This window comes from Chryseobacterium joostei, from assembly GCF_003815775.1.
Taxonomy (GTDB): domain Bacteria; phylum Bacteroidota; class Bacteroidia; order Flavobacteriales; family Weeksellaceae; genus Chryseobacterium; species Chryseobacterium joostei.
In genome coordinates, this window is sequence record NZ_CP033926.1 from 2,590,921 (window position 1) to 2,605,492 (window position 14,572).

Consider the following 14,572-nt stretch of genomic DNA (forward strand, 5'->3'; position numbering starts at 1 on the left):
TTTTTTATTGAATTAAGGGTGCTGCTGCTGCACCTGTTGTAGAAGCTTTAAGATCTTGTGTTGAGTTTACTTCCTTGGCATATGACCTGTCATACACCAATAAATTAAGCGTCCATTCTCCGGTAGGTAAGGTTGAAAGGGGAGAAAACCCATCATAATCGGCTTTCAGCTTCCAGGTTCCCCCTGAGGAATAGGCAAAAATCTGAGGTACAGGTGTCAACCAATCTCCACTACTAGTTCTTATGGGCTGCGTAAATCCAAAAGAGGAAATTACCACCAGAAATTTTTGGGAATTGATCTTCGTATCAAATTGATTTACCCAGTCCTTATCTGAAGGATCACAGGTAATTTTAAATTGAATAATGTTAATCGGTGCCGGAGAGTTAGGCACAAAAGTATCATTATAAGCTGTAATTTTATTTTCCGGTGCGGGAGACTTAATGATAAAGGTATAATTCTCATCAGCACCAAGCTTTTCCATTGGGTTTTTGAAAACCATTCCGGATGTCTTCATAGTACCATTCACGGTCAGTTCCTTTTCCGGCTTTGTAGTATTAATGCCAACCTGAGCGTTTGTAAATCCTAAAGATCCCATTAAAAGGATCATTGAAGTAATTTTTGTCATTATGGGGATGTGTTTATTTTAAAACTTTCAACCCAACATCAATTCATTCCATTTATGCTATCATTTAAAAATAAAACACAAAATGGTTTTGTACATCTGCCAAACAGTGCACCAAATGAAAAAAACAAAAAGTTTTATGGGTTGATGCAGGTTAGGTTGCAATAAACATGCCATCAAAGATGAAATAATGACTGGAAAAGTCTATGAATACATGAAAATATAAACGTTATCCCATAAAAGTGATTATTACATTTAAGCTAAACACTGTGCAGAAGCATGATACGAAAATTTAAACATTATATTTTCAATAAAATAATATTTAAAAAATTATGAAAAATAAAATAATAAGAATAAATATTAGCCTTATTTTTCGATATTCATATATTTTCAAGAAAAATACGACTATTGGTTGTCATTTAATCTAATAGAATTATTATTGATCAAGCCCTCCAAAAGTACAATGACACCCTTATTAACAGCATATTAGGCTATAAGTAAGATAAAGGCTATTACATTGCAAAAAGAGAGCATCATATAAAACAAAAAAGACCGCTTAAATAGCAGTCTTTTTATATTATATAAGTAAATTATTATACTTTTTCTACTTGCATGTAGCTTAGCTCCATTGGAGTTTTTCTACCGAAGATCAATACAGAAACTTCAATTTTCTTTTTGTCTTCAAGAATTTTCTCAACTGTACCATTGAACCCGTTGAAAGGACCATCGATCACTTTTACGTTTTCACCTACAACATATGGAATTTCAACGTCGCTTGCGAATTCAGAAAGTTCATCCATTCTTCCAAGCATTCTGTTCACTTCTGATTTTCTCATTGGAACAGGATCACCACCTTTCGTTAAGCTTAAGAAAGAAATAACACCAGGGATGTTTTTGATAACGTGAGGAATCTCCCCCATCAGCTCAGCTTCAATCATTAAGTATCCAGGATAGTAAGGTCTTTCTTTAGGAACTTTTTTACCGTTTCTAATTTGAATAACCTTTTCCATAGGAATAACCACTTGAGTAACGTACTGCTCAAACCCTAAACGTTTGATTTCTGTCTCAATATAGTTTTTCACTTTATTTTCCTGTCCGCTGATAGCTTTCAGCACATACCATTTCAATTCGCTCATTATGGGAAAATACTTTTAATTAATTGAACAAGTTGATTAGCATTCCGATGATGTTGCTGATTGCTTTTGAAAACAATTCATCAACTCCAAAGGTAAATAATGCCAAAATAACTGTCGCAATAGTCACTACAATTGTAGAAGACTGCAGGTCAGCCCATTTTGGCCATTCAACTTTATGTCTGAATTCGTTATAAGAACCTTTTAAAAAATCGACAAATGAACTCATAATTTATATTTGCACGGGCACAAGGATTCGAACCCTGATCAACGGTTTTGGAGACCGGTATCCTACCATTGGACGATGCCCGTAGTTAAAAAAGCTTCCGAGAGTTTCCTTTCGGAAGCTTTATTTATTTTAAGATGATTAGTCTAAGATTTCAGTAACCTGACCTGAACCAACTGTTCTACCTCCTTCTCTGATCGCAAATCTAAGACCTACGTTAAGAGCGATTGGCTGTAACAATTCTACAGTGATCTCTAAGTTATCTCCTGGCATTACCATTTCTACACCTTCTGGTAAGAAGATTTCACCTGTAACGTCAGTAGTTCTTACGTAGAACTGAGGACGGTACTTGTTGTGGAATGGAGTGTGACGTCCACCTTCTTCTTTAGAAAGGATATAAACAGAAGCCTTGAATTTTTTGTGTGGCTTAACTGAATCTTTCTTAGCGATAACCATACCTCTCTTGATGTCAGTTTTTTCAATACCTCTCAACAATAGACCTACGTTATCTCCAGCTTCACCTCTATCTAGGATCTTTCTGAACATCTCAACTCCTGTAATAGTAGAAGTTAATTTTTCGTCACCCATACCTACGATATCAACTGGATCACCAGTGTTGATAACACCAGCCTCGATTCTACCAGTTGCTACAGTACCTCTACCTGTAATAGAGAATACATCTTCAATTGGCATCAAGAAAGGCTTCTCAGTATCTCTTGGTGGTTGCTCGATCCAAGTATCAACAGCATCCATCAATTCTTCAACGCTCTTGAACCACTTATCTTCTGTGTTAGCAGGAGATGCAGTAGCTGCAGTAAGAGCACCTAGTGCAGAACCTTGAATTACTGGAGAGTTGTCTCCGTCAAATTCGTAAGTAGATAATAAGTCTCTAAGCTCCATTTCAACAAGCTCTAATAACTCTGGATCATCTACCATGTCAACTTTGTTCATGAAAACAACGATTCTTGGTACGTTTACCTGACGGCAAAGTAGGATATGTTCTCTAGTCTGAGGCATTGGACCGTCAGTTGCAGCACATACTACGATAGCTCCATCCATTTGAGCAGCACCAGTTACCATGTTCTTAACATAGTCGGCGTGACCTGGACAGTCAACGTGAGCATAGTGTCTTTTTTCAGTTTCGTATTCGATGTGAGCAGTATTGATAGTAATACCTCTTTCTTTTTCTTCTGGAGCAGAGTCAATTGCAGAGAAGTCTTTTTTCTCAGCAAGACCTTTGCTAGCTAATACAGCAGAAATAGCAGCTGTAAGAGTAGTTTTACCATGGTCAACGTGACCAATAGTACCAATGTTCAAGTGTGGTTTGTTACGATTAAACGTTTCCTTTGCCATGATTTAAAATTATTTATTTATTGTTTTTCAAATTTTCGGTGTGCAAATATAATGATTTTTTAGATACCAAAATCTTTTTATTGGAAAAAAATTCAATATTTGCATCCAATGAAATACAATCCTTATATTTCAATGTATTGAGACTGCAAATTTACACATTTTTCTGAATTGAAAAAAACTTTCTAAAACCTTTTATGAAAAAGCCTGAAATACAGAATATTCCAGGCTCAATTAATATATAAAATGAAAGATAAATCAGCTATGACGCAGTTTTTTGGTTCTGTTGAAGATCCAGAAAATAATTGGGAAAATAAGCAGTGTAAGTACCGTTGCTGTAATAAGCCCCCCAATAATTACAATGGCCAGAGGTTTTTGTGATTCTGAACCAATTCCTGTAGACAGAGCTGCGGGCATTAACCCAATGGAAGCCATAAGTGCTGTCATGATTACCGGTCTTGTTCTGGATTTCACACCATTTAAGATAGCTGTATCTATATCCATTCCGTCTTTAACGTTTTGATGGAATTCTGTGATTAATATTACCCCATTTTGTATACAGATTCCCAGTAAGGCAATCATGCCTACTCCGGCAGAGATTCCAAAATTGATTCCGGTAACATGCAGCGCAATAATTCCTCCTATCAATGCAAAAGGAACATTCGCCAGGACAAGAAGTGAATCCTTCATGTTTCCAAAGAGAATAAATAACAGGAAGAAGATCATCACGATACTTACCGGAACTACTTGTGCCAATCTGTGTGATGCACGCTGCTGGTTTTCAAACTGACCTGTCCAACCAACGGAATACCCATCTGGAAGCTCTATAGTTGCTACTTTTTTCTGTGCATCAGCAATGGTACTTCCTAAATCTCGGTCACGAATAGAGAACTTTACTCCAATATACCTTTTAATATTATCTCTGTAAATGAATGCTGCCCCGTTATCTTTAACGATGGTACTGATTTCTTTTAAAGGAATTTTTGCTCCGTCCTGTGTAGGAACCATCAAAGCTGCAATATCATTTTCATTGGTTCTATATTCCTGAGAATAACGAAGACGGATCGGGAACTTTCTTTCTCCGTCAAACATTTCGGAAGCGGTTTTTCCTCCAAAGGCCATCTCCAGTACAGCTTGTGCATCGGCAGGCATTACTCCATAGGCTGCCATTTTATCTCGGTCTAATACAACACTTACTTCCGGCTGACCTATATTTTTTATGATACCCGGATCTTTTACTCCTTCTACATCTTTAATTTTAACCAAGATTTCCTGAGCTAATTTATCCAAGGTTTCCAGATTATCACCATAGATTTTAATTCCATTTTCGGCTTTAAAACCCGCTACAGCTTCTGCCACGTTATCTGAAATCGGTTGAGAATAGTTGAATGTGATTCCCTGATAACTCCTAAGCTTCTGATCAATTTCAGTAATAAGTTCATCATAGGTGATCTTTCGCTTCCATTCCTCTCTTGGTTTAAGGTTTACGGCGAACTGTACAAATCCAAACCCGTTCGGGTCTGTTCCATCATTACTTCTCCCTGTCTGAGCTAAGACATCTGTAACTTCAGAGAAGCTCATAATATCCTTTTTCAAAAGATCTGCAGTTTTTAATGATTCTTTCAATGAAGAACTCATCGGCATTTCTGCAGTAATCCAAAGTGAGCCTTCATTAAGCTGCGGCAGGAATTCTGTTCCGAGAAATTTTCCGGAGAACAATGTCAATGCAAGGAATGAGATGGCAACAATCATACTTGTTTTTTTATGCTTAAATGTAGTATTGAAGCCTTTTAGTACGATTCTATCCCAAAAATTAACAAATGGATTGTTTTTTTCCCTTACATTTTTATTTAAAAGAATATGTGAAAGCACCGGAACAAGGGTTAATGTAAATATCAAAGCTCCTATCAATGCAAATCCTAGGGTAAAAGCCAATGGTGAAAACATTTTCCCTTCCACTTTCTGGAATGAGAAAATAGGAATCAGGGAAGTAATGATAATTAGCTTTGAAAAGAAGATTGCTTTTCCTAAACCTGTTCCTGTCTGCTTGATCCAACCGCCTTTCGCCAACTTATTGAATTTCTCCATTCCATATTTATGTGCCTTGTGGTCGAGCATTACAAAGAGCCCCTCCACCATGACCACGGCTCCGTCTATGATGATTCCAAAGTCTACAGCTCCTAATGAAAGTAGGTTGGCACTCATCCCCGCCAGTTTTAAACATAAAAAGGCAAATAATAGGGATAGTGGAATGATGATGGAAACAATTAATGTTGTTCTCCAATCTGCCATGAAGATCAAAACGATGACCGTTACCAATACAATACCTTCAATCAGGTTGTGCATTACGGTGTGGGTGGTAAAGTCCATCAGGTTATCCCTGTCATAGAAGGTTACCATTTTTACATCTTTGGGAAGAATTTTTTCATTCAGCTCTTTAATTTTAGCTTTCACACCTATTAGAACTTCTCTTGGGTTCTCTCCTTTCCTCATTACGACAATTCCTTCTACGGTATCATCATGGTTATTCAGGGCTGCCTGTCCTACTCTAGGCATAGAGCTTTCGTGAACTTCTGCAACATTTTTTACTAAAACCGGGTTTCCGCTATCATTCTGAATGGTAATATTCCCAATATCTGTAATCGATTTTACCAAACCAATTCCTCTTACGACATAGGCTTGTCCATTTTTTTCAATTACATCTCCTCCTACATTCAGATTACTTTTGGTAACAGCATCATACACCTGAAGCGGTGTAAGGTTATATTTATCCAAAGCTCTTGGATCAATACTTAATTCAAAGACTTTATCCTGTCCTCCGAAAACATTAATATCTGCAACTCCGGGAACACCTCGTAATGCACGGTCTATCACCCAGTTTTGCAGGGTAAGTAATTTACGGGAATCCTTTGTTTTACTTTCCAGTGTATATCTGAAAATTTCTCCGGTTGGCCCGTAGGGTGGCTGTACTTCAGGGTCTACCTCATCAGGAAGGCTAATGGTTCTTAATTGGTTATTGACCTGATTTCTGGCAAAAGTATCGTCCACCCCATCATCAAATAGAATTTTAACAATGGAAAGCCCAAACATTGTTGTACTTCTCACACTTGTTTTCTTCTGAACCGGGCTCATTGCCAACTCGATAGGGGTAGTGACAAAACGTTCTACTTCTTCTGCACTACGCCCATTCCATTGGGTAATGATTACAATCTGGGTATTGGTAACATCCGGAAATGCTTCAATGGGCATGTTCTTGAAGCTTATAAAACCGGCAATCGCTAAAATAGCTACCCAAATAAAGGTAAATGCTTTATTTTTTAAGGAGAAAGCAATTATATTTTTTATGAATTTGTTCATGATAGATAATTGATGACCTAAAAAAGTCGTTGAAAGATTTATTTTAAATCGCTGCTATTTTTAGCTGTTCAAAGAACGATATATAAGCAGTTGATTATTGGTAATCACCTCCTCTCCTTCTTTAAGGCCGTCTGCAATGTAAGTCACATCTCCCATCTGCTTTGATACTTTTATTTCTCGAACTTTCACATCTGTTCTTGATTTAAAGACTACAACAAAGCTTTTGTTATCATCAAAGATCACTGCCTTAGACGGAACCGTCAGCATGGTATTACTTTCCAAACTAGAAACCTTTATGGTTGCCTTACTATCCGGAATCAGCAAGCCATTGGCATTGTCCAGGACCACTCTTGCCTGCATGGCATTGGTTTGCGGATCAATGATTTTAAATATTTTATCAATTTTACCATCAAAAAATTTATCCGGATAAGAAAGTGTTGAAACCTGAGCTTTCATTCCAAGGCTAATTTTATCAATATCTGATTCATTGACGTTCATAATGGCCCATACATTGGTGGTATTGGCAACATCAAAAATATTCTCACTTCGGTCACTTCTCAGCTGCATATCCTTATTGATACTTTTCTGAACAATGTATCCGTTAATAGGTGCCACGACACTGTATATGTTTCCTGTTTTAACATTATAAACCGTACTTACTGCCGTTGCTCTCTGTAGCTGATCTTCTGCTTTCTGCAACTGGCTTTTTGCTTCCAGTACATCTCTTTCCGTGTTTAGTTTTCCTTCGTACATCTCTTTGGCAACACGAAGATTATTCTTGGCTACTACCATATCGGTTTTTGCATCGCTTACATCCTTTTGAATTTCCGCAAGCTCTGTACTTCTAATGGTTGCCAAAACCTGTCCTTTCCTTACATAGTCTCCAAGTTCTACATTTACGCTCATCACGTTTCCTCCTACCAGTGGATAAACATCTATATAACTGTTTTTGTCTGCCGAAATTTTCCCGTAAAAGCTGTATTCATCTTCTATGTTCTTTCTCTCAACCTTTGCAAGGGAAATGGAACTTAGCATGGTGTTACTAAGCTCAAATCCTTTTTGGGCTTGATTTTTTTTCTCTCCCTCTTTTTTTGAGCAGGCCATCAATGATAAGATCATCAATACCGGAATAATATAAGTTTTCATTGTTTTAATAGAAGATTTTCGTTTGTACTAGTTGATTAAGTTGTTCTGCAGACTGCATAATCTCGTTTTTCATATCATAGATCTGGAGAGCTGTCTCACGATAGCTATCCATAAAGTCTGTAAATTCAATAAGGTTGACATTTCCCTTTCTGAAATTGGTCATCATCCCATTATACACCAGATCCATATTTTGCAGATCCGTAGTTTTAATATCCAATAACTGATCGTATTGTGCTTTCCAGGTTTTATAGGCAGACTGCACTTTGGTTTCAAGTGTTAATTTTTGAAAGTCTGCATTTTTTTGATTCTGCTGAATTGCATAGTTGGCTTTTTCCACATTTCCCTGGTTTATTCTCCATAAAGGAAGGGGAATCCCCAACGTGAGGTTTGCTTCATTATTAAAGGTTCCTCCTGCCTGATCCCATGCTGCACCTACATTCAGATCCGGAACATTTAATGATTTTTGCCATTGGGCATATAGTTTACTATTATCAATCAGTTTTAAATTGTACCGATAGTCTGCATTATTTTCTAATGCTTTGCTCTTCAACTCCTCTTCTTCACCAAAAGGCTGGGCCGCCAAGGCTTCCTTAGCTTCTGCCTCAGACATCAAGGGTTCTATATCTTCCGTAATTCCTGTAAGAACTTTTAAGTTTTGCTCAAATTCAAGAATATTCTTGTTAATTTCAAGCTTGTCATGATTCAATTGGATGACAAGACTCTGAAGCCTCACAGCATCCTTAAGGGAAACATTTCCCTTTGCCGACTGTATACGATAAGCGCTTAGGAGATCATTCATATACCCTAGCTGCTTTTCTGTATTATCAAGTTTTAGTCTTTCGTAGTAAAGATTGAAGTACGTGGTACGTAGCTGAGTTCTTAAATCAACAAGAAGCTGTGAAAACTGAAGCTGTGCTAATTCTTTATTGGATTTTGCAAAAGCAATTTCATTTTTCTTTTTACCACCCATATAAATTAACTGAGTGATTCCTGCCCCTTTGGAGTGCCCAACATCAAAAAACTTCTTGCCCTGCGGATTATAAGCATTGAACTGCCCGCTCAGCTGTGGGAGTTCCCAAATCTTAGCCTGCAAAATATCAGCATCAGCCATATTGATGTTGTATTGTTCAGCGAGCAGCTGGAGGTTGTTCTTTTGAAATGCTTCTTCACAATCCAAAAGAGACATTTGCTGTTGTGCCGCCATGAATGAGGAAACGGCTAGACATAGCACTGCAATTCTGTTCATTATTTTTCTTTTTAAAATACAAAATTGCTTGGATGTGATTAAAAGAAACTTAAATGAGGCTTAAAAAAATATTAAAATCGCCTTAAACAGGGTATTTCCAAAAAGAATTAATAAAATAGGGAGAATTATTTTATTCCCCAACCTTTGAATTTTTTCTAAAGTTTAATCTTTTGTTTAACAAAAAATGCCTTTAACTTTTGAGAGTAAAAATAAAAGGAACTTATTTCTTGAAAATTATAGTGAATTTGTTCATGTATGCGGAGGGAGAAGAATATATGATCTCGGCATCATGATATTCCAGAATTCTTTTGACAATTCTAAGTCCTAAACCGGAACCGGATATATTCTGGGCATTATTTCCACGGGTAAAAGCTTCGAATAGCTTGGTTTGTTCTTCTTCGGAAATAGTATCACCATGAGAAATAACTTCAACACTAAGGTTCTCATTGGTCTCCGTAATCAGGACCTTTACCTCTGTATCATCAGAATATACTGCTGCATTTTTAAATAAATTGATAAAGACAATCACTAATAACGACTGAATTCCTCCTATGGTCAGGAAAGCATTTTCAGAGGTGTCCTCAGTGATAAGGAAATCCAGTTTAAGATCCGGATAACTTTTTTCTACCCCCTCAAAAGCTTCGAAAATAACTTCATCAATTCTCACTTCTTCATAAATACTCTGAATATTTTCTTTATCAAATTTTGTAAGCAGCAATAATGAATTGGTTAAATCTGATAATTGGTAAACATCTCGCTGTATTTGTTGCAGGGAAGACAGTGTTTCCGGGGAGTGTTCTTCAAACTTAATTAGATTTTCCAACTGAAAAGCCATTCTTGTGATAGGTGTTCTTATTTCGTGTGAGGCACTGGCCGTAAAGTCTTTTTGAGATTGAAATACATCATCAAGTCTTCCAATCATGGTATTAAATGATTTTGCAAGAACACTGATTTCATCACTGGAATTCTGAACAGGAATCTGAGTAGTCAGTTTATGAGCAGTCACTTCTGAAATCTCCTTATTCAGATCTTCCAAAGGCCTAAGAAATTTCTCCACAAAATAATAACTGAAAAAACCAATAAGAAGTGTACTCATCACATAAGCCGTAATCAAAAGATATTTAAGATAGCTTAATTTGGATTTACCGTTTGTATCGAGGGCGCTCGTAAGAATATAATAGTTTTCTCCATTAATATTCCTAAGCGCAGCATAAATCTCAGGAACTGTTTTTTCTGTATAAATGATTTTCTTTTTGTCAAGCTCTTTAAGCATTGCACTATCCCAGGTAACATTACGGTCTTTAATAGTACTATAGATAAGCTCTTTCTCTTCATTGAAAATTAAAATCTTTTCGTTCAAAAGAATATTATCTGAGTTTTCATTGAAAAAAACCGGAGCTTCTTCTTCAAAATCTTTAGACTTTGAGATAAAATGACTGGTAAATTCCAGTCGCTGCCTAAACCTTTCCTTAAATTCGTCTCTCCTAAAATCATTAAAAGATAAATAAATGACAGCCATCACCATTCCAAAGAGCAATGAAAAGGCGATACTGATCGTTAAGGCTATCTTTCTTTTTAAAGACATTTATTTATAATGGGCTTAGATAATATCCAAACCCTGAGCGGGTGTGAATCAACTTTATTTTAAAATCCTTATCAATCTTTTTTCTTAGAAAATTGATGTAAACTTCTACAGTATTGGTATTGGTATTAAAATTATGTTCCCACACATGTTCAGTGATCTGCTGTTTAGAAACAGTTCTTCCCTGCGCTTCTGCAAGATAAACCAGTAACTGAAATTCCTTTAAAGTAAGTGTGATTTCAATTCCACCACGGTACACTTTCTGTTCCGTTTTGTTGATAATAAGATCATCAACTCTCAAAATATCCTGATCCGAGGTATCTGATGGCATTTTTCTCCTTAGTAAGGAATTGATCCTTAAAAGCAGTTCTTCAAATTGAAAAGGTTTCACCAGGTAATCATCCGCAAGCCTGTTAAAGGCATCCTTTTTATCCGAGAGGTCTCCATAAGCTGAGATAATAATGATGGGGGTATTTTTATCAAAAGAACGAATGGTCTGGCAGACATCCAGTCCGTTTATCTTAGGAACATTGATATCTAGCAGATACAGATCATAGGTCTTGCCTTTAATCTGGCGAAGAAAGGTCTCACCGTCATAGATCTTATCACAGATAAAGTTATTTGATTCTAAAAATCTGCAAAGTTCCGCAGAAAGAATGAGATCATCTTCTAATAAAAGAATATTCATCAAAAATTATTTTACACGAATTTAACGAAAATTTTTAGGATTCTTCTTTTTATTGGTCTCAGTAAAAAAAATTAAGATATAATGTGGATAAAAATGAAAGTAATACAACGGATTTTATTTTAAGTACAATAATGTATGTATCATCTCCGTATATCTTATTGCCTTTATCATTATCACATTATTGTTAGAATTTGGGCAAAAAAAATTCCCGAAAGAAATTCGGGAGGTTCGAGAGCCAACTACGGGACTTGAACCCGTGACCTCTTCCTTACCAAGGAAGCACTCTACCGCTGAGCTAAGTCGGCATTAATTAAAAAAATCACACTGAATAGCGTGATTTTTATTGAGCGGAAGACGGGGGTCGAACCCGCGACATTCAGCTTGGAAGGCTGACGCTCTACCAACTGAGCTACTTCCGCAATTTTGTCTCCAAAATTATTGGTAAACGCTGTGCAAAAATAAGAAAACAAATCTAATCTTGCAAGTTTTTTTTAATATAAAATGTGGGGAGAGCAGGATTCGAACCTACGAAGCCGAAGCAACTGAGTTACAGTCAGTCCCATTTAGCCACTCTGGAATCTCCCCAGATATTTTATATTAAAATGAGCCTCCAGAGGGATTCGAACCCACGACCCCGAGATTACAAATCACGTGCTCTGGCCAACTGAGCTATGGAGGCATTTTAATAATTGACTGAAAGTGATAGAGAAACTCTACTCTACACGTTTCAGTGTTAAAAAAAATCACTTTTAAAATGTGATTTAATTGAGCGGAAGACGGGGGTCGAACCCGCGACATTCAGCTTGGAAGGCTGACGCTCTACCAACTGAGCTACTTCCGCAATTTTGTTTCCAAAACTATTGGTAAACGCTGTGCAAAACTAAGAAATTTAATTTAATCTTGCAAGTTTTTTTTATAAAAATATAAAGTGGGGAGAGCAGGATTCGAACCTACGAAGCCGAAGCAACTGAGTTACAGTCAGTCCCATTTAGCCACTCTGGAATCTCCCCAAAATTTTATATTTTATGAGCCTCCAGAGGGATTCGAACCCACGACCCCGAGATTACAAATCACGTGCTCTGGCCAACTGAGCTATGGAGGCAAATATAAAAAAGAATTCAAAAGATCGCTGTTCCTTTTTTGCGAGTGCAAATATAGAACGGATTTTTTGAATTCTCAAATATTTTATAAACTTTTTTTAACTTTTTTTTCTAAGCCATTTCTTTTTTCTTGATTAGTAGCTTTTTAGCTGTATCAACACAAAGGTCCAAACTTTCTTCAAAACTTGCAGAAGTCTTCTTTACCACGATATCATCACCTGGAACGGCTAAAATAAGCTCAGCTGTTTTATTGGCTTTATCAGCATTGTTTTCTACTTTTAGAAATATTTTACACTCTTGAATTTTGTCATAGAATGTATCTAATTTGCTAACTTTTTTGTCAATGTGTGACTCTAGTGGTTCGTGTGGTGTTAAACCAATTGATTGAACTGAAATCTTCATAATTCTTCTTTTTTTGATGCTCGAGGGTGAGCCTGATTAAACACTTTTTTCAATTGTTCAATATTAGCATTCGTATAGACTTGAGTACTGGCAAGACTGGAATGCCCTAATATTTTCTTTACTTTGGAGATCTCCGCCCCATTATCCAATACGTGAGTAGCAAAGCTATGACGAAGGATGTGAGGACTTTTTTTTTCTTTCGTTGTTATAAGACTAAGGTACTTATTAACTACCACATAAACAAATTTTTCGCTGAGTTTTTTCCCTTTCTTATTTACAAAAAAATATGATTCATATTCTGTCTGAGGCTTTCTTATTTCCTGATAACTTTTAAGAAGCTTAGACAAATCCCCGGAAATAGGAATTACCCTTTCTTTATTCCCTTTTCCGACTACTTTTAATTCATATTCGTTTAAATCAACATGCTCAAATATCAGGCCACAAAGCTCTGCTTTTCTCATACCGGTTTGATAAAGGACTTCCATGATGCACTTTTCCAGCAAATCCTGTACCTGCCCGAATACCCGGTCATTCAGATCCCCCATTTCCTCCTTAGACATAGGAATCTGCTTCTCTGCATAAAATTTCAGGGAAGAAATACCCTCAGTAGGAGAAACCTTAATTTCGCCTATCTTTAAAAGGAAAAGATAAAAACTTCGGAGTGATGATAACTTTCTGTTGATACTTCTTTTGGAAATATTGTTTTCACTTAGCTCAACGATGAAATTTCTGATGATTTTCTTGTCGGCCTTACTTACATCTTCAGACGACTCTGTTCGGAGATAGAAATGAAAAAAGTCATCAAGGTCTTTTTTGTAGCTTGTAATGGTGTGAGGTGAGTACCTCTTTTCGAATTGTAGATATTCTAAGAACTTATCCAGCATGGGTGTAAAAACAAAAATTCACTTCTCAAATATAAGAATTTAAGAAGTGAATTAGTATATGGTTAAGAAAAAATCTTAAGCCTGCTCTTCCTTGCTAAGTGCTCTTTGTTTGTAAGCAGCTTTTAACTTAGATTGTCTCAAAGTTACAGAAGGCTTGATAAACGCTTGTCTAGATCTTAATTGACGAACAGTACCTGTTTTATCAAATTTTCTCTTGTATTTTTTTAAAGCTCTGTCGATGGATTCACCATCTTTTACTGGAATTATTAACATATTTTACATCTCATTTTGGATTGCAAAACTAGACCTTTTTTCTTAAAGTACAAAATATCATCACCTTTTTCTTTAAAAAAATATAATATTCCTTTACTACAAAGGGATTAAACAATAAAGGATACAGCAATATAAAAATACACACATTTTATATCAACTAGCAACCCGAATTAAAACGTTCCTATCCTAGCTCATTGTTTTTCTGATATATTTCAGAGAAATTCTATTTTTATAACTAACCTATCAAACTTTCACCAACCAATACAACTACTACAATTTCTATTAATAACCTTATATCATATATACTATATAACAATTTGACAACAAACTACACCAACATCATCTCTATTATAACCCATCTAGCACTACATGCAGTAAAAGAACTTCAATCCTTAGTCCCAACTAGTTTAAAGGAAATACAATGCAATCAACATATTCAACAGTTATACTATATAATGTAATTACCTACAATAGCTTATTAGTGCAAACTGTTCTGGGAAAAACAAAGAATAAAATTAAAATAGCGACAATTGTACTGACATTTTTCTTGAATATCAGATAAC

At 36.1% G+C, this 14,572-nt stretch carries 12 protein-coding genes and 8 tRNA genes; all 20 read right to left on the reverse strand.

The window, feature by feature from the left end; all coding sequences use genetic code 11:
• Positions 1-4: 4 nt before the first annotated feature.
• Complete coding sequence (locus EG359_RS11825) at positions 5-625, reverse strand: hypothetical protein (protein ID WP_076354944.1); 621 nt, start codon at positions 623-625, stop codon at positions 5-7.
• 590 nt (positions 626-1,215) lie between these two features.
• Positions 1,216-1,758, reverse strand: a complete 543-nt coding sequence (nusG, locus tag EG359_RS11830; protein ID WP_065395256.1) for a transcription termination/antitermination protein NusG — start codon at positions 1,756-1,758, stop codon at positions 1,216-1,218.
• Positions 1,759-1,777: 19 nt separating this feature from the next.
• Positions 1,778-1,984: a preprotein translocase subunit SecE gene (gene secE / locus EG359_RS11835; RefSeq protein WP_002976410.1), complete on the reverse strand. Its 207-nt coding sequence runs from the start codon at positions 1,982-1,984 to the stop codon at positions 1,778-1,780.
• 12 nt (positions 1,985-1,996) lie between these two features.
• A tRNA-Trp gene (locus EG359_RS11840) sits at positions 1,997-2,067 on the reverse strand.
• 55 nt (positions 2,068-2,122) lie between these two features.
• Positions 2,123-3,334, reverse strand: a complete 1,212-nt coding sequence (gene tuf / locus EG359_RS11845) for an elongation factor Tu (protein ID WP_034687396.1) — start codon at positions 3,332-3,334, stop codon at positions 2,123-2,125.
• Between the two features lie 255 nt (positions 3,335-3,589).
• Positions 3,590-6,688, reverse strand: a complete 3,099-nt coding sequence (locus EG359_RS11850) for an efflux RND transporter permease subunit (protein ID WP_076354946.1) — start codon at positions 6,686-6,688, stop codon at positions 3,590-3,592.
• A gap of 60 nt (positions 6,689-6,748) precedes the next feature.
• Positions 6,749-7,834, reverse strand: a complete 1,086-nt coding sequence (locus EG359_RS11855; RefSeq protein ID WP_076354948.1) for an efflux RND transporter periplasmic adaptor subunit — start codon at positions 7,832-7,834, stop codon at positions 6,749-6,751.
• 4 nt (positions 7,835-7,838) lie between these two features.
• Positions 7,839-9,080 (reverse strand): TolC family protein, encoded by a 1,242-nt coding sequence (locus EG359_RS11860; RefSeq protein ID WP_084180460.1) that lies wholly within the window; start codon positions 9,078-9,080, stop codon positions 7,839-7,841.
• 220 nt (positions 9,081-9,300) lie between these two features.
• Positions 9,301-10,665, reverse strand: coding sequence for an ATP-binding protein (locus EG359_RS11865; RefSeq protein WP_076354950.1), 1,365 nt, complete (start codon positions 10,663-10,665; stop codon positions 9,301-9,303).
• A gap of 4 nt (positions 10,666-10,669) precedes the next feature.
• Positions 10,670-11,350 (reverse strand): response regulator transcription factor, encoded by a 681-nt coding sequence (locus EG359_RS11870; RefSeq protein WP_076354952.1) that lies wholly within the window; start codon positions 11,348-11,350, stop codon positions 10,670-10,672.
• A gap of 233 nt (positions 11,351-11,583) precedes the next feature.
• A tRNA-Thr gene (locus tag EG359_RS11875) sits at positions 11,584-11,655 on the reverse strand.
• Between the two features lie 41 nt (positions 11,656-11,696).
• A tRNA-Gly gene (locus EG359_RS11880) sits at positions 11,697-11,769 on the reverse strand.
• Between the two features lie 85 nt (positions 11,770-11,854).
• Positions 11,855-11,935 (reverse strand) — tRNA-Tyr (locus EG359_RS11885).
• Between the two features lie 20 nt (positions 11,936-11,955).
• Positions 11,956-12,029: transfer RNA gene (locus tag EG359_RS11890), tRNA-Thr, on the reverse strand.
• Positions 12,030-12,118: 89 nt separating this feature from the next.
• Positions 12,119-12,191 (reverse strand) — tRNA-Gly (locus EG359_RS11895).
• An 88-nt stretch (positions 12,192-12,279) separates the two neighbouring features.
• A tRNA-Tyr gene (locus EG359_RS11900) sits at positions 12,280-12,360 on the reverse strand.
• Positions 12,361-12,378: 18 nt separating this feature from the next.
• Positions 12,379-12,452 (reverse strand) — tRNA-Thr (locus tag EG359_RS11905).
• Positions 12,453-12,561: 109 nt separating this feature from the next.
• Positions 12,562-12,852, reverse strand: coding sequence for an HPF/RaiA family ribosome-associated protein (locus EG359_RS11910; RefSeq protein WP_076354954.1), 291 nt, complete (start codon positions 12,850-12,852; stop codon positions 12,562-12,564).
• On the reverse strand, positions 12,849-13,736 hold the full coding sequence (locus EG359_RS11915) for a tyrosine-type recombinase/integrase (protein WP_076354956.1): 888 nt from the start codon (positions 13,734-13,736) through the stop codon (positions 12,849-12,851). The genes EG359_RS11910 and EG359_RS11915 overlap by 4 nt, the downstream gene beginning before the upstream one ends.
• Positions 13,737-13,811: 75 nt before the next feature.
• Complete coding sequence (rpsU, locus tag EG359_RS11920; RefSeq protein WP_045501128.1) at positions 13,812-14,009, reverse strand: 30S ribosomal protein S21; 198 nt, start codon at positions 14,007-14,009, stop codon at positions 13,812-13,814.
• Positions 14,010-14,572 lie beyond the last annotated feature (563 nt).